General features: G+C 67.4%; 13 protein-coding genes. 4 read left to right on the top strand and 9 right to left on the bottom strand.

Annotated elements, in window-relative coordinates; translation table 11 throughout:
• The first annotated feature begins 120 nt into the window (after positions 1 to 120).
• Together Q9Q40_10545 and Q9Q40_10550 are read left to right on the top strand one after the other, a co-directional pair.
• Positions 121 to 1,104: a hypothetical protein gene (locus Q9Q40_10545; GenBank protein ID MDQ7007662.1), complete on the top strand. Its 984-nt coding sequence runs from the start codon at positions 121 to 123 to the stop codon at positions 1,102 to 1,104.
• Between the two features lie 29 nt (positions 1,105 to 1,133).
• Positions 1,134 to 3,209 (top strand): S9 family peptidase, encoded by a 2,076-nt coding sequence (locus Q9Q40_10550; protein MDQ7007663.1) that lies wholly within the window; start codon positions 1,134 to 1,136, stop codon positions 3,207 to 3,209.
• Here Q9Q40_10550 and Q9Q40_10555 read toward each other — a convergent pair.
• The 8 genes from Q9Q40_10555 to Q9Q40_10590 all read right to left on the bottom strand — a co-directional run bounded on the left by Q9Q40_10555 (position 3,179) and on the right by Q9Q40_10590 (position 15,974).
• The gene (locus tag Q9Q40_10555) at positions 3,179 to 4,180 is read right to left on the bottom strand and encodes an ROK family protein (GenBank protein ID MDQ7007664.1); all 1,002 of its coding nucleotides are present in this window, start codon (positions 4,178 to 4,180) and stop codon (positions 3,179 to 3,181) included. The two genes, Q9Q40_10550 and Q9Q40_10555, sit on opposite strands and share 31 nt — an antisense overlap.
• Positions 4,180 to 6,003, bottom strand: a complete 1,824-nt coding sequence (locus Q9Q40_10560; protein MDQ7007665.1) for a chloride channel protein — start codon at positions 6,001 to 6,003, stop codon at positions 4,180 to 4,182. Before Q9Q40_10560 ends, Q9Q40_10555 begins: the two co-directional genes overlap by 1 nt.
• A 10-nt stretch (positions 6,004 to 6,013) precedes the next feature.
• Positions 6,014 to 6,829 (bottom strand): aminotransferase class IV, encoded by an 816-nt coding sequence (locus Q9Q40_10565; protein ID MDQ7007666.1) that lies wholly within the window; start codon positions 6,827 to 6,829, stop codon positions 6,014 to 6,016.
• Positions 6,830 to 6,831: 2 nt separating this feature from the next.
• Entirely contained in the window at positions 6,832 to 8,166 is a 1,335-nt protein-coding gene (gene pabB / locus Q9Q40_10570) for an aminodeoxychorismate synthase component I (GenBank protein MDQ7007667.1), read from the bottom strand.
• A 69-nt stretch (positions 8,167 to 8,235) separates the two neighbouring features.
• Entirely contained in the window at positions 8,236 to 10,299 is a 2,064-nt protein-coding gene (locus Q9Q40_10575; protein ID MDQ7007668.1) for a TonB-dependent receptor, read from the bottom strand.
• Positions 10,296 to 12,338, bottom strand: a complete 2,043-nt coding sequence (locus Q9Q40_10580; protein MDQ7007669.1) for a PQQ-dependent sugar dehydrogenase — start codon at positions 12,336 to 12,338, stop codon at positions 10,296 to 10,298. Before Q9Q40_10580 ends, Q9Q40_10575 begins: the two co-directional genes overlap by 4 nt.
• Before the next feature lie 256 nt (positions 12,339 to 12,594).
• Positions 12,595 to 14,361 carry a M1 family metallopeptidase gene (locus Q9Q40_10585; GenBank protein ID MDQ7007670.1) on the bottom strand — a complete coding sequence of 589 codons (1,767 nt, stop codon included), beginning with the start codon at positions 14,359 to 14,361 and terminating at the stop codon, positions 12,595 to 12,597.
• Between the two features lie 50 nt (positions 14,362 to 14,411).
• Complete coding sequence (locus tag Q9Q40_10590; protein MDQ7007671.1) at positions 14,412 to 15,974, bottom strand: CHAD domain-containing protein; 1,563 nt, start codon at positions 15,972 to 15,974, stop codon at positions 14,412 to 14,414.
• 111 nt (positions 15,975 to 16,085) lie between these two features.
• On the opposite strand from Q9Q40_10590, the gene Q9Q40_10595 reads away from it, so the two are divergent.
• On the top strand, positions 16,086 to 16,670 hold the full coding sequence (locus Q9Q40_10595; GenBank protein ID MDQ7007672.1) for an acyl carrier protein phosphodiesterase: 585 nt from the start codon (positions 16,086 to 16,088) through the stop codon (positions 16,668 to 16,670).
• Positions 16,667 to 17,902 (top strand): hypothetical protein, encoded by a 1,236-nt coding sequence (locus tag Q9Q40_10600; GenBank protein MDQ7007673.1) that lies wholly within the window; start codon positions 16,667 to 16,669, stop codon positions 17,900 to 17,902. Before Q9Q40_10595 ends, Q9Q40_10600 begins: the two co-directional genes overlap by 4 nt.
• 1 nt (position 17,903) lies before the next feature.
• On the opposite strand, the gene Q9Q40_10605 is transcribed toward Q9Q40_10600, so the two are convergent.
• Complete coding sequence (locus Q9Q40_10605; protein ID MDQ7007674.1) at positions 17,904 to 19,739, bottom strand: thrombospondin type 3 repeat-containing protein; 1,836 nt, start codon at positions 19,737 to 19,739, stop codon at positions 17,904 to 17,906.
• Positions 19,740 to 19,915: the final 176 nt, after the last annotated feature.

Below are 19,915 nucleotides of genomic sequence, written 5' to 3' on the forward strand. Positions count from 1 at the left end.
GAGGGCACCCAGAACTGAGGAGGCAGAAGAACCTCGGTTGGAGAATAGCAAAGGCCGGGCCGACCTTCCATGAAACCGCCCCTTGGGGCAGTGCCGACGCGGGAGCAGTAGAATGCAGCCATGACAAGAATCCTGACTTCGACCTGCCTGCTCGCGCTGATCCTGGCCCCCTCGGCGGCCTCGCCCCCGGAGGAGGATGCCGCCGGTGCACTCATCGCCCCGGCCTTCCGCTCCCAACGGCACTTCGAACGGGGCGCCGAGTTTCTGCGCGGGCTTCCCGACGGCACGACCATCCGCGTCGAGCGCAACGACGGTTCCCGCTTCGAACTGCGACTGGACGAGGGCCGGCTCCGCACCGAACTGCCGGCCTGCCGCCTCGAAGAGGACGGGGCCGTGCTGGTCTCCCCCTTCGGCTATCGCATCGGTCTCGACGCCACCGATCGCAAAGGGACCGTGGTGGTCCAGGCGCCGAGCGGCGCCGAGACCTACTTCTTCCCCACCAGCAAACGGTTGCGGGCGCAGGAGAGCGATGCCGGAAGCTGGGCCACGCGCCGGCCGGAGCCGGTGCTGCGTCTTCCGGACGGCACACGCATCGATGTGCTCGACTCCCGTACGGCCTGGGAGGTCTACACCCTGGCGGGCGAGCGCTTTCGCCTCGAGTTGCGCGGCGGCCGGTGGCGACCCCTGCCGAGTGTCCCCGCCCCGCCCCTGGTGCCGGAAATCTTCACCACCTACGCGGCGGGCGACGGCAACGACTGGCGCCGCCCCCTCGGAGAAGACCACTCCGTTTTCGCGTGGAACTGGTATCCTTACGGGCTGCCCATCGAGCGCCTGATCGAAGATGTCGAGACGGGGGCGCGCCGGCGCGATCTCGACCTCTACTTCAACGAGATCGATCGCCTGCAGCGCCCTGTCGATACGGGAGCCTACCTGCTGGCCCGTCGGCTCTGCCTGGCCGGGGGTGACCGGCTGACCTTCCAGATCCCGGGGCAGGAAGCCCAGACCATCTTCCTCCTCCCTGGACATTTCGAAGCCGATTTTGCTCCGCCTCCCGAGAGCCGGCTCATCAGCGCACCCCAAATTCCCTTGCGCATGAAGAACTGATCGGCAGATACCGCACAGGAGACCTCCCCATGGCCCAACAGCGTGTTGGCCGCGCCCTCGTCGTTCTCGCGGCCGCGGCCCTGGCTTTCCCCCACGGATCGGCGGCCGATCCGCGGCCGATGACCCCCGAAGACGTGGCCCGCCTGCAATCGGTCACGGCGGCCAGGATCAGCCCCCGCGGGACGGAAATTGCAGTGGTCACCTCCGTCCCGCGTCTCCCCGGCCGCGACGAAGACGGCCGTCCCTACCAGCGGGTGAACCTGATCTCCTTCGAGGGCTCGACATCACGCGCCTTCATCACCGGCAAGCAGGCCGTCTCTTCCCTGGAATGGTGCACCGAGCGCGTCCTCTGCTTTCTGGCCAAGCGGGGCGACGACGAGCACCAGGCGCTGTACGCCCTGCCCGCCGATGGTGGTGAAGCGCGGCGCGTCGTCGGCCTCGACTCCGACATCGACGCCTTCGCCCTGGCCCCGGATGGCAAGAGCCTGGCCCTCGTCGCCGTCGAGGCCGAAAGCGAAGAACGTCGCGAGCTGAAAGAAAAGGGCTTCAAGGTCGAGGTCTTCGAAGAAGACACGCCGGCCCGCAAGCTCTACCTGGCGGCACTCCCCCACGGCTTCGACCAGGCCGCCGAGCCGGCCCGGGTCGTCGAAGCGCTCGACGGCCACCCCTGGTCCGTTTCCTGGTCGCCCGACAGCCGCTGGATGGTGGTCGATGTCTCTCCCACTCCCCTGACCGACGATCGCTACATGTACCGGCGCTTGCGGGTCATCGACGCCAAAGAAAAGAAAGTCGTCGCCCGCATCGACAATCCCGGCAAGCTCGGCGCGTTTCGCGTCTCCCCCGACTCCCGCTTCGTGGTGCTGATCTCCGGCGCCGATCTGCACGACCCCGGCGCGGGACGACTGCTCTTCGCCCCCCTGACCGGGGGCACGCCCGAGGATCTGCTGCCCGGCCTGGCGGAAGGCGACGTGGTGGACTTCCGTTTCGTGCCGGAATCCGGCGAAGTCGTCTACCTGGCCCACTTCGGCACCACGTCCAAGGTGGCCACCATCCCCCTCGACGGGGGCCCCGGCCGGACGCTCTTCGAAGCGCAGACCCCCGTCTTCCGCAGCCTCGACACCAACCGTTCGGGCACGCGCCTGGCCCTGGTGGGCGAGTCTCCCCACCACCCCGCCGAAGCCTTCTCGTGGACTCCGGGCAGCCCGCCCCGGCGCATCACCGACAGCAATCCCTGGCTCGCGCAAATCGCCTTGGGCCGCCAGGAGATCTTCCGCTGGAAAGCGGAGGACGGCATGCCGATCGAGGGACTGCTGATCCATCCCCTCGAGCGGCGGGACGGCGGCCGTGTTCCGCTGATCGTCGTCGCTCACGGAGGCCCGGAATCCCACTGGGTCCACGGCTGGCTGACGCGCTACTCGAGCCCCGGGCAGGTGGCCGCGGGGCGGGGCTATGCGGTGTTCTATCCCAACTACCGGGGCTCGACGGGACGCGGTGTCGCCTTCACCAAGGCCGACCAGGGCGACGGAGGTGGCAAGGAGTTCGACGACATCCTCGCCGGCATCGACTCCCTGGTCGCGCGGGGCCTGGTGGACGCCGAACGAGTCGGCATCACGGGAGGCTCCTACGGCGGATTCTTCACGGCATGGGCCTGCACCCGTCACAGCGCGCGCTTCCGTGCCGGCGTGATGTTCGTGGGAATCTCCAACCAGCTTTCCAAGGCCGGCACTACCGACATTCCCAAGGAAATGGAGCTGGTGCACTGGCGCACCACCCCTTACGAAAACCTCGACCTCCTGCTCGACCGCTCGCCGCTGCTGCACGTGAATCGGGCCGAGACGCCCCTGCTGATCCTGGCCGGCAAGAAAGATCGGCGGGTGGATCCGGGGCAGTCCAAGGAACTCTATCGGGCCCTGCGGCACAAGGGCGGCGTTCCCGTGCGCCTGGTGTTCTACGAAGAGGAAGGCCACGGCAATGCCCGCGCGGCGGCCCGCTACGATTACTCCCTGCGCATGATGCGCTGGCTCGATCGTTTTCTGCTGGAAGAGGGCGGGGGCAAACCGCCTTACGCTCTCGACTACCCTTTGCTGGAAGAAGAGACAGAGTGATCCAGCCGGCTGCGCGGCACCAGGGCGGCGCCGCGCAGCCCCAGCAGATCGTCTGGAACCAGGCGCAGGGGAACCTCCGCCAGCAAGTCCCGGTAGCGTCCCTTGGCGCGGAAAGCCTCGACCAGCGCCGTGGTGTCCAAGGCCCGGCCCAGACGCTTGAGCAGGCCTCCTGCGAGATAGACCCCTCCCAGCGCACAGGCGGCGAGGGCCAGGTTACCGGCCTGGGCGCCGAGCAGACGGCTGAGCCAGCCCACGGCCCGGCGGCTGAGTTCGCAGTCCCCGTCCCGCGCCCGCTGGACGATGGCCGCGACGGGGGAAGGCCCGTCGAGCCCGGCAGGGGTGGGCACTCTCTGCTCGGCGGCGAGAAAGCGCACCAGGCGCACCAGGCCGGGCCCTGAAACAAAGCGCTCCCAGCTCACGTGCCCCCACTCGTTCCGGGCCTCGCGCCACAGGGCCGCATCGCGGTCGTCCGCCGGCCCGAAGTCGACGTGGGAACCTTCGGAAGCCAGCGGCCACCAGCCCTCCGGAGTGCGAGCGATGACGGCCTGGCCGAGTCCCGTGCCCAGGGTGAGCAGCACGCGGGCGGCCCCCGCCTCCGGCCGACCGGCCTGCAGGGTGTCGCACAGGCCTCGCGCTTCGGCCGCGGCCACGCCCCACGCGGCGACCTCCACGTCGTTGAGCAGCGTGACGGGGCAGCCGAGCCGCTCCGCCAGGCGATCTTGCTCGACACGCCAGGGCAGGTTGGTCGTCTGCACGGCTCCCCGGCGCACAGGCCCCGGCACTCCCAGCACCGCCTCGGTGAAGTCTTCAACGCGATCGCGTGTGTAGCGGACCAGCAGGGGCTCGAGGGAAGGCGCCTCGGCGGACGCGAAGACTTCCACCGCTTCGACCCCGGACGCGGCTTCCGCGGTCGCCGCCCGGGCCGTTCCGAGGCGCGTGTGAGTCGCTCCGATGTCTCCCACCAGGCGCATCAGAGAGCCTCTTCCTCGTGGGCCCTGAGGATCTCCCGGTCATAGGCGGCGACGACGGTCTGCCGGCTGATCACGCCGACGGGAAGGTCCGGATCGCGGGGATCGGTCACGACCAGTTCGCCGACTCCGGCGCGAATCAGCCGGCGCACGGCCACGTCGAGGCTGGCTTCCAGCGAAACCGTTTCAGGGGTGACGGCAAGATCCTGGGCCACGAGCAACGGGGCCAGTTCCTGCTGGGCCAGGGCCGCGCGCAGCTGGGCGTCGGTGACCCACCCCACCATGCGTCCGTCTCCACCGAGTACCGGGAAGGAGACGCCCCCGGTGCGGGAGAAACGGCGCACGATCTCCGGGTAAGGCGTTCCCGGCTCCAGCAGGCGATCACGCATCTGGTCGAGGGGTACCATGAACTCGCGGATCTTCAGCCGCCGCAACACCTCGAGGGCCATCTGTCCACTGTGGTGGGGAGAATCCGCCCGGGAGTCCACCTGCTGCTCGTAGAGGCTCGTTCGCTTGGCCAGGGCGAAGGCCAGGGCGCAAGTCCAGAAGGTGGGGACCAGAAGATGGTAATTCCCGGTCATTTCCGAGACGATGATCACCGAAGAAAGGGGGGTGTTGGCCGCCGCCGAGAAAAAGGCCGCCATGCCCACCAAAGCGTAGCTCTCGGGATGGGGCGCCAGCCAGGGCGCCACCTGGTGGATACCCAGGCCCACCGCACCGCCGAGGGCGCCACCGATCACCACCGAGGGGCCGAAGACACCCCCTGAACCTCCCGACGCGATGGAGGTGGAGGTGGTCACCATCCTCGTCAAAGCGGCGGCGAGCAGAAAGCCCCATCCCACCTTGCCGTCCAGGGCACCCTGAACGATACCGTAGCCGGTGGCCAGGGCGTCGGGGAAGACCAGTCCCACGGCGCCGGTGAGCAGCCCTCCGATAGCGGGGGTGATCCACAGCGGCAGCCGTGTCGCGCGAAAAAGGTCGCGGGCGCCGTAGAAGATCCGCGGGAAGAGGCCTCCGGACACGGCCATCGCCAGCGCCAGGATCAGGTAGCCCCCCAGTTCCACGGGGTTGCGGAATTGCAGGTTTCCCGTGTGAAACAGGGGTTCCCAGCCGAAATGCAACGCCGCCGTGGAGTAGGCGATGATGGAGGCCACGGTGGCGGGGACGATCACCTCGAACTCGAAATCGATCTCCCGGTAGAGCACCTCGGCGGCGAAGAGAGCGCCCGCGAGGGGAGCGTGGAAGATCGCGCCGATGCCGGCCCCCATGCCCGCGGCCACCAGCAGGGTGCGGTCCTTCTGGGACAGCTTGAACCCCAGCGACAGGGTGGATGCGATGCCGGCGCCGATCTGGGCGATGGGGCCTTCGCGCCCGCCCGACCCACCCGACCCGATGGTGATCGCCGAGGCGACGGCCTTGACGAAAGGCACGCGAGCGCGAATCCGTCCGCCCTTACGATGATAGGCCTCGATCACCGAGTCGGTTCCGTGGCCCTCGGCCTCGGGGGCGAACAGGTAGACGATGGCTCCCGAAACGATGCCGCCGAGAGCGGGCAGGAAGAAGAGCAACCAGGGGCGGAAGGCGCCGGTGCCGGGAGGCAGAACCTTGACCTCGCCGGCCGCCTCCTGCGGGCGGTAGCCGGCGAGGCGATCGAGCAGGCCCCAGGAAACCACCTCCAGCATCCAGTGGAACGCGATGGCACCGACCCCCGCCACGACACCCACCAGGCCCGCCAGGAACAGCAGGCGACCGAAGCGCCGGGTGCGCTCACCGGGAATCAGGGGCTCAAGAATGCGCCGCCGCATAAAGGGTGCCAGGTCGTTCATGGGCAAATCCTCACCTCGTGCCGCATTCCTCTCTCACTTTCTCGTGGTAGGCGGCGAGCAGGGAACGGGCGACCGGACCGGGACCGGGCAGGTCGTGCTCGCCGATGCGTACGATGGGAACGATCTCCATCATGGTACTGGTGACGAAAACCTCTTGCGCGGCGCACAGCCGGGAAAGGCGCAGCCGACGCTCGGCCACGGGCCATCCTTGCCGCCGAGCCAGGTCGAGGACGACCTTCCGGGTCACACCCGGCAGGATGCCCTGCGCGAGGGGCGGAGTGAGCAGGCGGCCTTTTTCCACCATGAAGACGTTGCATCGGGTGCCCTCGAGGACATCCCCCCGCAGGCCCAGGACGAGGGCATCGAGAACCCCCTCCTCTTCCGCCTCCCAGCGCGTCTTCATGTTCTCCAGGTAGTTGAGGGTCTTGTGACCGGCCAGGGGCGCGGCGGGATCCCTGCGGAAGGGAGCGATCGCCAGGGCCGCCCCCTGCCGGTAGACCTTGCGGGGCAGAGCCTTCCATCGTTGGGTGACCACGACCAGGTGCCCGCCACCGGTCAGGGTGATTCGGGTGTAGCCCCCCGAAAGCCCGTTGCGCACGAAGAGGCGATGCACCACCCCATCGAGGGGAGGCAGCCGGGCCCGAATGCCGAAGTGCTCGGCGGAACGCCGGAGCCGATCGAGGTGCGCATCGAGCTGAAACGCCCGTTGGTTGTAGCCCCGAGCCACCTCGAAAACGCCGACACCCCACGCCAGAGCGGGATCCGTAGCCGGGATCCTGGCTCGTTTTTCGTCCATGATGCGGCCGTCGAGATAGAGCCAGGCCATTGTCAGACCTCCAGGTCCAGCCCCAGGGCACCGCCCAGGGCGCGAGCCTTGACCAGGGTTTCCCGGTACTCCCCTTCGGGGTCGGAATCCCAGACTACGGCCCCGCCGACCTGGAAGGTAACCCAACCCTCATCGAAGTGCATGGTGCGGATGGCGACACTCAGCCGGAGTCGGTCGTTTTCCGGCCGCGACGCAGGCTCGATCATCCCGATCGCCCCGGTGAACACTCCCCGCCGGGTGGGCTCCAGCTCGTCGATGATTTCCATCGCCCGGATCTTCGGCGCCCCCGTCACCGAACCACCCGGGAAGGTCGCCCGCAGCAGGTCGACAAAATCGCGGTCCGCCTCCAGCCGACCCTCCACCACCGAGGCCAGGTGCCAGACCGTCGGATGCGCCTCGAGGCGGCAGCGCTCGCGAACGACCACGCTCCCCGGCGCGCAGACCCGACCCAGGTCGTTGCGCTCCAGGTCGACGATCATCGTCAGCTCGGCGGCATCCTTGGCGCTGGCCAGCAGCGCCTCCTTCAGCCGCCGGTCTTCCGCCTCGTCGCGCCCCCTGGGCCGGGTGCCCTTGATCGGCGTGGTGCGCACCACTCTCCCCTCGAGACGGAGGAACTCCTCGGGCGACGCGGAAATCACCGCCCGCCGGCCGAAGCCCAGCAGGGCGGAGTAAGGCGCGGGAGACAGCCGCCGAAGACGAGAGTAGAGCTCATGGGGGTCGGCCGGCCCCCTTGCCGCCATGCGCTGGGAGAGGTTGACCTGGTAGATGTCCCCCCGGGCGATGGCGGCGCGAACCTGCTCGACAGCCTGCAGGTACCCCTCGCGGGTGAAATTGGCCGCCGGCCGAGAAGGCGGCCGGGACGGGTCGAGCGCCGTGGCCTCGACCCGCCGGCCCCCGGCACCATCCCCGCGGCGGCGCAGGCCTCCCCCGTGGTGATCCCATTCGATCCAACGATCGTAGAAGGCGAAGACCAGCTCCGGGAAGCCCTGGTCGTCCACCGCTCGCCGGGGCAGCCTCTCGATGCGACCGCCCAAGTCGTATCCCAGGTAGCCGACGGCCATGACATCCCGACCCCGAACTTCGTCACAGAGCCTTCGCAACAGCCCGAAACCCTCGGGAGCCGCTTCTTCGATCTCACCACCGCGGATGATGCGGGCGCGATCCGTCGTCACCTCCAGCAGCAGAAAAGGATCGGCCCCGGCCAGGGAACGCGTCGAGGCCGGGTGAGTCGCCAGGGCACTGTCGAGCAGAAAGGGAAAGGCGCCCCGGCGCAAACGCCGCCAGCAGAGCCGGAACTCCCCGTCGACGGGACGGGACTCATGCTCGACCAGGCTCATGGTTCACCCCGCCCGCCGCCGACTACCCAAAGCGCAGCGGCCACGGGCGGAGAATCTATCATGCCGCTCCTAGTCGAGCCGCCAGCGGAGGCTGGCCCGCCAGGAGCGCCCGGTGAGCGGGCCCCAGTTGTAGTCGGTGGTGGGGTCGCCCAGGTCGTTTTGAATCCGGTTGCCCAGGTTGTCGCCGGCGGCATTGAGACTGAGCCCACGACCCAGGGGGATGTCGACGGCCAGGCCGACGATCCAGAAACCGGGAGTGGGCCGCAATTCGGGCAGGAGAATGTTGGACCCCGTCAGGGGATCGTCCGCGAACTGCTGAATCAGCATCCCGCCGGTGTAGTTGGCCTGCCCCGAGAGCGCCAGCCCCTTCGGAAAGGAGTAGGAAATGGAGAACGAACCGGTGCGGGTGGGCCGGTAGGGCACCCGATCCATGGGAATCGGCACCTCGGCCAGCAGCACGAGGGTCTCGCGGACCAGGGCCACGGGATCTCTCCCGCTGGTGTTGTGGAACGAGAGCCAGCCCACGGAACCATCGAGGCTGAGGCCCCTCAGCGGCTTCCATGTCAGGGCCAGCTCGGCGGTCTTGGAGGTGGCCTCCGGCACGTTGATGTTGGCGTAGGTCTGGATCCAGGACTGGCTGCGCCCCACCGCCCGGAGGATATGGTTGTCGAAGTCGGTGCGGGCCAGGTAGACGCTGGCCTTGAACTCCGGCGAGGGCTGATAGGTGGTCTCCAGCGCCCAGGTCATGGCGTCCTCGGCCTGCACCAGGATTCTCCCGTCCTCCAGAACGTTGCGCTGCAGCTGCTGGCCGCAGCAAACCTCGGAAAAGATCGAACGGGGCACCCGGAAAGTCCTGCCGGCCAGGGCCCGGAGGGTCCAGCCTCGGGCGGGAAAGAAGCGCACCGTCACTCGGGGCGAGGTCTGGGCGCCAAAGATCTCGTCGTCGTCGCGGCGCAGACCCGCTTCCAGGTCCCAGCGGGAGGACAGGCTCCAGTAGGCACTGACGAAGCCGGACCAGGTCTTGAGGTACTCGGCTTCCACCGGCGTGATCGAGTCCTTGACCTGGGCCACCGCCTTGTCGTGGACCGCCTCGACGCCCGCCGACACCCGCATGGAAAGACCGATCGGCTGATCGAACTGCAGCCGTCCCCAACGCTGCCGCTGGAAGACACCCAGTCGCCGTTCCATCTCGTTCGAGAAGCCGGGCACCGAGACGGCTGTGAACTGGCTGAGCACATCCTGGTGACGCGTCGCCTCGAGAAGCTTGAGGGAGAGGGTGCCCCCCTCTTTCATCTGCCAGCGCCATCCGAGACGATATTCCCGCCGGCCGATCAGGGCATCTTCCCGGGTCCAGGCCGCATGGCGCTCGGGGTCGAAGACATAAGAAACGATATCGAAGGCGCCCCGCCCCTCGAGACTATCTTCGGAGATCCACGATGCTCCCGCCTGCACCTCGTGGTCGCGCCCGAGCTGCAGGCGCAACTCCCCTTCCGCGTACTCGCGTTCGAGGGCGCTGACATCGTGCCAGCCGTCGCCGTCGTCATCGACGGGGTCCACGCGGGTCTTGCCCAGGGTCACCCGACCGGCGAGCCAGCGGGTGAGATTTCCCGAAGCGCGGGCGACCCCGGTCTGCAGCCCGTAGGATCCCGTCGTGCCGGTCAGCTCGAAGCGAGGCAGCTCCGCGGGTCGGCTGCCTTCGAGTTGCACCACCCCCCCCGCCGCGGGGGAAGGCGCCCGGGCCTCACCGGGCCCCTTGGTGACCTGGGCCTCGGCCACCGTATCCGGGGGCAGGATGCTCAGCACGAAGGAGGTCGCCATGCCGCCGAAAAGGGGATAACCGTCCCAGAGTATCGGCGCCAGCTCCTGGTTGAGGCCCCCGACCTGGATGTTGGCCGAGTTGCAATGGACGCACATGGTCTGGATCCGCATACCCTCCTTGCCCTGGAGCGCATCGGTCACGCTCCCCTCGGCACCGTCCACCTGCACCCGGCCGTCGGCGGGTGGCGCCGGGGCATCCTCCCCGGCCCAAGAAGAAGCGCCGGGCCACAGCAGGACGATCGAGGCGAGGACACAGGAGAAGAGCGGCGCTGAACGCCGCTCTCGGTGAAAAAGGCCGGAAAAAATGCTGATCACTCGCAGGTCTCCGGATTGATCTCGGGAAGAATCGTGGCTTCCACGTCTGAAGCGAACTGGGCGCCACTGGCGTACCTGTAGACCACATTGCCCTGATCGACGTAGAAATTCTGGGGGGCTCCGCCGGAGATGTTCCACTGTACGGTGGCATCGCCCTTGCCGTCGCCGTCGTGGTCCTCGTCACAGAGGATCGGCGTGGTGGAATTGTAGTTGTTCGCCCAGGTCTCGATGCGGCTGGCGCACTCCCCCGGCGGAACCACCGTCCAGTAGCTGTAAGCCAGGGTGAAGATCGAAACGAAGGTAAAGTCCCGGTGCCCGTACTTTTCGTCGTTGATCGCCTCGTCCTGGGCTTCCACCGTGCACCAGAAGCAGTTCTCCGCCGTCAGGGCCAGCTTGTAGACGATGCCCCGGAAGTCTTCGAGGGAAAGTTCCTGCATGTAGGTCGGCGAGTGGGGGTTGTAGTCCGTCAGCTTGAGCACGTCGTTGGTGCCGGGGATCTTGAAGTCGAAGGCACACTGGCCTTCCAGGTTGCCCCAACCGATGACATCGCAGTAATCCGTTGGCCCCGGGCGGGCGGCGCCATCGCTGGCGAGCCCGGTGCTGCCCTCGAGGTTGTCGCCCTGGGCCGATACCAGGAAATAGCGATTGCCCGCGTCGGGGGTGATGGTCGCATTCAGGCGGGCGGGTCCCGCGGGATTGCCGTCGGTGGTCAACTTGGAGGTGTGATCGTAGCTGCCGCCGATGGGCAGGCTGCCCTCCCAGACCTGGTAGGCCGCGCTGTGCTGCCCGCCGTTGCGCTTGGCCCGACCGGCGTCGAGATCTCCCAGGTTCTCCCAGCCCAGGGTCAAGTCGGAACCGGATTTTTCCACCGTCAACTGGAAGGGGGATCCGGGAGCGGAAACCTCCCGGGGACCGGGAGTATCGCGCCAGATCCGCCAGATGCCCGGATTCGCACCCTCTGCGGCGGCGTAGAGCTGGCCATCGTCACCCAGGGCCAGCGCGCTGACGTTCTGCGGGCAGAGGGTATCGGGCACACCGTCCCGATCGCCGTCGGGATCGTAGAAAGCCGCCGAGGCCCCGGCCACATCCATGTCCGCACCGGAGAGCTTCGTTTCCCGGATCTCGTCCACGTCCGCGCAGGCGAAGACGGCGGAGCCGTCATGCCCCGCGCCGAACGAGTTGGACGAAAGGGACTCCACCGCGGTGGTGCCCACGACCGGGTTGTAAGCCACCAGCGGGTCGTCGTAGCTCCCGCCGGAATCGCCGCTGGTGTTGTCCCAGCCGTAGTTTCCGCCCGAACGAATGGCGTTCAGCTCGTCGTGGACGGTGGCCTCGCCCCTGTCGGTGCCATAGAGGGTGCCGCCGGGACGGGCCGTGTGGGGATTGACGGCCAGATCCGCGCCGTTACGGAATCCCTTGGCGAAAACGAGGCTGGCGGGGTCCGGATTGTCGCCGGGAATGCTGCCGTCGAAGTTGGCCCGCAGGACCTTGCCCGCAAGGCTCGCGTCGTTCTGGGCCTCGCTGGAGGCCTCGAGATCGCCGACGGCCACGTAGAGTTTGCCGTCCGCTCCCGTGGCCAGGCCTCCGCCGACTCGGCAACCACTCGAGTTGGATCCCAGGTCGAGCAGCTTGGAACCCAGGGCCAGGCCTGTCGCCGTGCGGAAGATCTCGTCGACCCGAGCAGCGCCGGTGGTGTCCACGTAGTAGACGGCGGCCAGGCCGCTGGTGCCGTAGTCGGGAGCGAAGGCCACGTCGAGAAGACCGGCATCGCAGGCCGCGCTCACACCGATGGTGAGGGTCGCCACCTCGGAGCCGTTTTCGAAGACCCGCAGGGTGCCACTTTTTTCAAGCAGCCACAGTTCGCCACTCGGCGACTGGGCAATGTCGCCCATGGCGACCGCCGAGTCCAGGACCTTCTCGATTTTCAGCCCCCAGGGAAGAACATCAGTGGCCAGGGCGGGAAGCAACCCGGCCCCAAGAATCGCCAAAACCACGACCCCGGCGCTACCCCTGCCGCGTCGTCTCTGCCTACCATTCATCAGTCCCGACCTCCTCGAGCCTGGGCAAGCCCCACCCGTCCCGGGTCGCGACTCGCCGTTGCCCCCGTTCTTTTACGCCAATTTCACACCCCGGGCAGTGCAAATTGCGGCGGCTCATGTTATTCCAAGATTCAGTTAGCCGAAAACGCTCCCCGAGCCGCTTTCTTCCCGCCTCCGCGCCAAAAACCTAACCCCCTGAAAAAGAGGAGTTTGGCCGCAAACCGGAAGAACATCCCACGGCGCCGGCAGCGAGCCGCTAGGATTTGAGGATCAGCTCCAACCCCCCACGGGCGATGGGATGGTAGCGGTCTCCATAGGCCGCGAAGAGTTCGGCAGCCATGGCCCGGGTCTTCTCGCCCTTGTGCAGGGTGGTGTAGAGCGGCTTGAGGTACTTCATCCGGCCCACGGAACCCAGGAAGGAGCGGATCTTCGGATAGGCCGGCTCCCAGGCGGAAGCCGCGGCGATCAACAGCCACTGGCAGAGGATCTCGCAGTTGCCGCTGTCAGTCAGGGAGAAGGTCTGGTCGAACCACTCGCACTGTTCATGGGAGATCGGCCGGGGAAGACGCTGCAAGTAGATCTGCCACAGCTCCGCAGACCATTGACGAGCGACCTGCGGATCGGGGCGATCACCGTCGGACCAGCCGGCGGCCAGGGCGGTGATCTCCTCGAGCTGGGGAGAATGGAAAGTCGGGGCATTGGCAGGGATCCCCGTACCGCGAATCCATTCCTCCATCCCGATCTTCTCGGCGACCCCGGGTAATGCCTCCCGGAAGAAGGCCTCGAATTCCGCGGTCGTGATCGAGGTGAAGGCGAAACGATCCATGTAGCGCGTGATGAAGCGGTCAAAGACCTCTCGCCCGACCGTCTTCTCGACAAGCTGCACCAGCAAACAGCCCTTTTCGTAGGGCACCTGGGAGTAGATCTCGTCGGGGTCGATGCCCTCGAGGTCGTTTTCCAGCCTGGTGAAGGGAGAATCTTCGCCGAAACGCTGAATGTCCTCTTCCAGCCCGTGGCGCCCGATCGCCGCGGCCAATGCCACCGCATCGTCGCCTGCCAGGGACTCGAGAATCCGGCGTTCGGCCCACACCGTAAAACCCTCGTTGAGCCAGAAGTCGTTCATCGTCGCGTTGGTGACCAGGTTGCCTGTCCAGGAGTGAGCCAGCTCGTGAGCCAGGACATTGACCAGAGATCGGTCGCCCGCCAGGAGCGTGGGCGTGAGGAAGGTCAAGCGGGGGTTTTCCATGCCGCCGTAGGGAAAGGCCGGCGGCATGACGACGAAGTCGAAACGATCCCAGCGATAGGGGCCGAAGAGATCCTCGGCCGCCAGCAGCATGCGATCGATTTCGGCGAACTCCCAGGCTGCCGCATCGAGCTGCTCCGGCTCGGCGTAAACCCTCGAACGCGGCCCGAGATCCCTGGACGCCAGGTTTCCAACGGCGATGGCCAGCAGGTAGGAGGGAATCGGCTGAGGCATCTCGAAACTGAAGACCGAGGTCGTCTCGCCGCGCGTCTCCTCCCCGGGCGCAGCGGACATCACCACCTTCAGGGGCCTGGGGACAGTGATTCGCGCACTGTAGCTGAACCGCACGCGGGCCGAATCCTGCAGGGGGACCATCGACCGCGCATGGATCGGCTGACATTGACTGAACATGTAGGGGTGCGCCCCCCCGGCCGTATGCTGGGGCTCGAGCCACTGCAACGCGGAGGCCCCGGGGGAAGTCCCATAGCGAATGCGGATCGAATCGACCTTCTCCGGTCGCTCGACCCTCAGCCGCGCACCCATGAACCCCTCCGCCGGGGCCAGGCTGAAGTCGAGAGGCCGGCCATCGCCGCTCTCGACGGCCTCGATGTCGAGGTCCTTCGTATCGAGATCCACGGGCCCGGTGCCGGCCTCGACGAAATCGAGGCGGGCCACGCCGCGCAGCCGGCGAGATTCGAAATCCACGGTCCATTCGAGGTCGATATGGCGAGTCCTGGCCTGGTCCGGATCGGTGTAGGAATGAGGGTCCATGCGTCCCATGGGTTGATCTCCTTGCGGTTCACGACGAGCAGCCGAAGTCGGCCTGCGTGTCAAAGATCGGATAGCAGGGCGCTGTTGAGCTCCCGCCGTACTGAGTCCTTGTCGAATCGTCTCCAGGCGGCCCGAAAATCGTCGCGCGCCTCTTCCCGCCGCGCGGCCAGGACACCCATCAGGCTGCCGACCGCCAGTAGCGTGCGGCGCGGGAGCCGGCTTCCTCTCCTCTCGATGAAGTCGCCGACCCACTGGAGTGTGACATCGGCATCGTTGAAGGCACCGAGCACGTCCTGGAGATCGCGGCAGGAGCGGATGAAGCCTCCGAGCCGCTTGCCGTAGAGATCGGAAAAGTCCTCCATGGCATAGCGCATCTTCTTCATGGCGATACGCAAGCGGTGGAGTTTGTCGGGTGGAGCCTTGCGGCCGATCTTGCCGCCGCGTCGATACACCCTCCGCGCGGCGCTGAGCACCAGCCCCGGCGCGACCTGTCCCACTTCCATGGCCAGTCCGCGGGCCCGGGCAGGAGGACGTTCGAGAAAGGATTCGAATCGCTCACAGGCCCGCAGCCGTGAAGCGCTGCTCAGCCAGGCCAGAATCCGTTCCTGCTCCCGGAGGCGGTGCCGGGTGACCAGCGTCTCGAATGGCGCCAGGTCTTCGACCAGCGCCTCGGGAACACGGGCACGCAGGCCGGGGAGAGCCTCGAGGAACACATCGAGATCACGGGCGTGGCCCAAAACCTGGCCCGTCCGGCTCATCAGACGGTTGAATCCATCGAGCTGCCCGGCCGAAAAGGCCCCGGAGAGCAGACGAAACGCCGCACGCAACCGACGGGACGCGACGCGCATGTCATGCAGGGCTTCGATGTCCTCCGCCAGGCGGGTTCCCGGTTCCTCCTGCTGCAGCCGGTAGAAGTGACGCCGGAAAATCTCCCGGGCAGCCTCCCTCAGGGGCATCGAGGCCACCAGGGGAATCCTGGCCCGGGGAGGCGGCACGTCCCGACCGGCCAGAACCAGCGCCTGTTCGAGCTTGTTGCCGGGGGAGCCCTCCAACCCGAAGTCGCCGCGCAGGCGCTCGGCCAGATCGCGCCAAGCCCGGGTATCTCCCTCGAGGGCCTCGATCTCGAGTTCTGCGAAGGAAGCCGCCCCCGCCGATCCCAGTTCCGTCTCGACGCGGTCGACGACGAGTTCTGCGCGGGCCCCCGACAGCAGGTGGCGAACCACCATGGCGTGGCGCCGCGTCTTGAGCCGTGCAAGCCCGCGCAGGGGCCGCAGGTAGATCAGCGGCTCGACGTGACGCCGCACCGCGGCGGGGAGGTCCGCGGCGGAACTCGGCAGTTCCTCACGCTCCCACGGCCCAACCCACTCGAGGCGACAGATCGCATCCCCCTTCCGTCGGCCGGCATCCTTGAATGTCAGCGTGCGCCGGCCGTCCCTGGCCCGTACCCGCAGCCCGCTTCTCCCCCGGGAAAGATCGAGGCGTTCGGTGTCGAGGTAGTCATCCACCTGCTCGTGGACTCCCTGGTCGTCCACCTCGAAGCCGGCCTGGCGAACCGCCCCCCCAACGACCTCGGGATCGAGCGGAACTCGAGATGAGAGCTTGATTTCCCACTCCTCGTGCACGCGCTCCACCTCCTGCCCTCGCACCCGGCCATCCCCCGGCGGTGGGCCGGGACAGCCCCATTCTGCCCCTGATCCCGCCCCATGTCAGTATCCTCGGGGTATAACTGCCGGATGAACTACCTCGCCCACTTGTTGCTGGCCGAACGACGGGGTCTCTGCCCCGCCGGCACCTTGATGGGAGATGGGCTGCGGGGTCCCGTGGACGCCCTGGGGTCTGCCGGCCTGCGGCGGGCGGTATGGCACCACCGCAAACTCGACTCCTTCACCGACACACATCCGGCCTTCCGCCGGGCCAGGCGACGCCTCGATCCCGGCTACCGGCATTTCCGCGGCGTACTGGTGGATATCTTCTTCGACCACTACCTGGCCCGGCACTGGAGACGGTTTCACGACGAGCCGCTGGCCGTTTTCTGCGAACGGACCTATCGCCGGCTGCTGGCCACCTCGGCATTCCCCGAGCTGCGCGGGCGCGTCGAGAGGATGGCCCGGATCGACCTGCTTGGCTCCTACCTCACCTTGGAGGGCATCGACCGTGCGTTGAGAGGGCTCTCTCGCCGGGTCCAGCGTGCCAATCACCTGCATCGGGGAGGACACGAGTTGCGGGCCCACTACCAGGGACTGGAGGGCGACTTCCTCGACTTCTTCCCCCAAGCCGTCGCCTACGGCGACAGCCTGGGCGTGGAATCCACGGGATGATCCGCCGACGACGCCCCCGGGAGCGGCGGCGCAAGCATCAGCCTTCGCGCCAGAGCGCGCTCCCCCTTCCGCCCCCGGCTCCCGATGCCCTCGACGCCTGCACCTGCTCGCTGGCGGAAGCCTGCGGCGGCTGCGCGCTGATTGGATCCTCCTACGCCGCGCAACTCGCCTACAAACGGCAAGTGCTCGAGGAGATTCTCGCCTCGGAGCCGATTCTCGCCCGCGTCCCCGTGGCCCCCACCCTGCCCTCCGGGGAGCCGGCGGCCTATCGCCATCGGGCCAAGCTCGCGGTGGCGTCCGAGGACGGCCGGGTCAAGATCGGGCTCTTTCAGCGGGGCAGCCATCGCATCGTGGATATCGTGCGCTGCGCCGTTCACCGCCCACTGCTCGACGAGGCCACCGCGGTCCTCAGGCGTTGGCTGGCCGGCCACCGACTGGCAGTGCCCCGGGGCCCGATCAAGTACGTCGATCTGCGTGAGGCCGAGGGCCGGACCCTGTATCTTGGCCTGGTTCTCGAATGCACCGCGGAAGAAGCCGGGGATTTGCCGCTGGACGACTTGCTCGATCGCCTCCCCCTGGCAGGCATTCGGCTCAACTTCAACCCGCAACGCTCCTCTTATGTTTTCGGCGAAGTCAACCGTATTCTCCACGGCACCGGGGAAATCGAGATCCGGGTCGATCCCGCCGCCCCACCGCTGCTCGTCCCCTCCGGAGGCTTCCTCCAGCTCAATCTCTCCGTCCTGCCGGCCCTCCACGCCCTGATGCGCGACCACCTGGGCGACACGGGGCCCCTGCACGACCTGTATTGCGGCTCGGGTCTGCATGGCCTGACACTGCTGGGCGAAGGCCGTGAGCTGGTCGGGATCGAAGCTGACGCGGCCGCCGTGGCCGCAGCCCGGCGCAACGCCACCCGTCGTGGACTGGGGCCGTACTGCCGATTCATCGCCGGGCCGGTGGAAGAGCTCTACCCGCCCCTGCGGCGAGTCCAGGCAGCCCGCCGCGTGGTCCTCAATCCTTCGCGCCCGGGTTGCCGGGGTCCTGTTCTCGATGCCCTGATCGCCGAGCCCGCCCACCGGCTGGCCTATCTGTCGTGCAATCCGCACACCCTGGTGCGAGACTTGGCTCGACTGGCCCAAGGCGGCTACGGCATTCTCGAGGTCGTCCCGGTGGACATGATGCCCCAGACCGACCAGGTCGAGGCCCTGGCCCTTTGCGCCCACCGGGGGAAGTGAGTCAGGGGCCCAGCCGCCCGGCCTCCATCCGCCGGTAATGCACCTGGCCCTGCTTCTCGTTGGAGAGCACCACGTGACCGGCGCCGAGAATGCGCGGTGTGCCGTCCCATGTCGCATTGCCGCTGGCGCCATCGTCCACGAACGACGTCCGAAGGACCCAGGCATTGCCATCCCAAGTGTACGCCGAAAGTGTCACCTGGAACTGGCCGGGGAGCGGTTCCTGGGTCGTAGCCTCGAAACGCACCCTCCATGGCGGGGCTCCCAGGTCTCCCTCCCAGGCACCGGCCGACAATCCCTTGATTCCGTCGTAGAACTTGTTGAAGCGAATCGTGTGACGGTCCGTCAGCCTCTCGACCTTGCAACGATAGGAGCGGTGGGTGGGACCCACCCCCGAAGCCCGCAGGCCAAAGGAGAAGTCGAAATTCGAGTCCTTGGCGCCATCCGGGTAGAGTTCGACGGTCACGAATGAGTCCGCCGCCGAAGTCGCCAGGGCCGTCTGGACACGGGCGGAAGAACCCGTGGGGGGATGATCGGCGCTCTCCCCGGAGAGGATGAAGAAGACGCCGGTCTCGAGAGTCGGCTCGGAAAGGGACGCATCCCAGAACTGCGAGCCGAGGTCCAGGTTGTCCGGCCTGGTCTGGTGCAGGTTGTCCGGACCGCGGAAGTGGTCGGCCATCTCCACGACCCCGGCAGCCGCCCCCGCCGAACCATCATCGACCGGCAGAGGCACCGCGTTGAAGGCATAGCTGCTTGACTCTGCCGACCAGCCGCTCGAATCCCGATGGCTGACCCGCGCGTAGAGCATGCCGCTCTCGTAGGCCGCCGCGTAGAGCGCCCGAACCTCCAGCAGTGGATTGGCGGAAGTCGTCACATCCCAGATCACCGAGGAATCGAAGGCAGCGCCATCGGCGGTGGCGATGCGCCACCGCGTACCGAGCAGCGTGTCGGCCCCCTCGTAGGCCGTGCTGACCAGCCACGCGCCGTGAGCCTGCACCGCCTTGACCACGGCCACCTGCGGTACGCCGTCGACCTCGCAAGCATCGCCCGTGCCATCACCGTCCAGATCTTCCTGACCCGGGTTGTAGACCGCCGGACAGTTGTCCAGGGCATCTGCAAAGCCGTCGCCATCGTCATCATCGTCGCAGGCGTCCCCGGAACCATCACCGTCCAGGTCTTCCTGACCCGGGTTGTAGACGGTCGGACAGTTGTCCGTGGCATCCAGGACGAGATCACCATCCATGTCCTCGTCACAGGCGTCACCCGTGCCATCACCGTCCAGGTCTTCCTGACCCGGGTTGTAGACGGTCGGACAGTTGTCCATAGCGTTGTCCAGGCCATCGCCGTCCGTATCGGAATCACAGGCGTCGCCCGTGCCATCACCGTCCAGATCTTCCTGGCCCGCGTTCGGCACCGCCGGGCAATTGTCGCAGACATCGCCGACCCCATCCACATCCACGTCTTCCTGGCCGGGGTTCACAGTCAGCGGGCAATTGTCCAGAATATCGAGCCTGCCGTCGTTGTCATCGTCGTCATCACAGGCGTTCCCGCTGCCATCCCCGTCGGTATCGAGCTGGTCCGGGTTGGCCACGGTGGGGCAATTGTCGGCGGCGTCGGGAATGCCGTCGCCGTCGCCATCAGGACCACCCTCGCAGGCATCACCCGTACCGTCGTTGTCGGCGTCAGCCTGGTCCGGGTTGGCCACGGTGGGGCAGTTGTCCACGTCACCGCACACGCCATCACCGTCGATGTCGTTGTCCGGGTCCGCAGGGCAGCTGTCGCATGCGTCGCCCAAACCGTCGTTGTCGCCGTCAGCCTGGTCCGCGTTCGCTGTCGCCAGAGCGGAAGAGCGTGGTGGAGGGAAGGCGTGTCGTTAGAAGTGTATATCTCGGTGGGCGTCGGAGTCGCAGACGGTCTGGTAAACTGCCGGCTTATGCCCTCACCTGTACATGCGTACGGCGACATCGAACGCGGACCAGGCTGACGGCGACAACGACGGTTTGGGCGACGCATGCG

The organism is Acidobacteriota bacterium (genome assembly GCA_030949985.1).
Lineage (GTDB): Bacteria > Acidobacteriota > Polarisedimenticolia > J045 > J045 > JALTMS01.

Bases quoted from the DNA above. Each gene is read 5' to 3' on its own strand.
- Q9Q40_10545 (MDQ7007662.1), top strand. From the start codon at position 121: ATGACAAGAATCCTGACTTCGACCTGCCTGCTCGCGCTGATCCTGGCC.
- Q9Q40_10550 (MDQ7007663.1), top strand. From the start codon at position 1,134: ATGGCCCAACAGCGTGTTGGCCGCGCCCTCGTCGTTCTCGCGGCCGCG.
- Q9Q40_10555 (MDQ7007664.1), bottom strand. From the start codon at position 4,180: ATGCGCCTGGTGGGAGACATCGGAGCGACTCACACGCGCCTCGGAACG.
- Q9Q40_10560 (MDQ7007665.1), bottom strand. From the start codon at position 6,003: ATGAACGACCTGGCACCCTTTATGCGGCGGCGCATTCTTGAGCCCCTG.
- Q9Q40_10565 (MDQ7007666.1), bottom strand. From the start codon at position 6,829: ATGGCCTGGCTCTATCTCGACGGCCGCATCATGGACGAAAAACGAGCC.
- pabB (MDQ7007667.1), bottom strand. From the start codon at position 8,166: ATGAGCCTGGTCGAGCATGAGTCCCGTCCCGTCGACGGGGAGTTCCGG.
- Q9Q40_10580 (MDQ7007669.1), bottom strand. From the start codon at position 12,338: ATGAATGGTAGGCAGAGACGACGCGGCAGGGGTAGCGCCGGGGTCGTG.
- Q9Q40_10585 (MDQ7007670.1), bottom strand. From the start codon at position 14,361: ATGGGACGCATGGACCCTCATTCCTACACCGATCCGGACCAGGCCAGG.
- Q9Q40_10595 (MDQ7007672.1), top strand. From the start codon at position 16,086: ATGAACTACCTCGCCCACTTGTTGCTGGCCGAACGACGGGGTCTCTGC.
- Q9Q40_10600 (MDQ7007673.1), top strand. From the start codon at position 16,667: ATGATCCGCCGACGACGCCCCCGGGAGCGGCGGCGCAAGCATCAGCCT.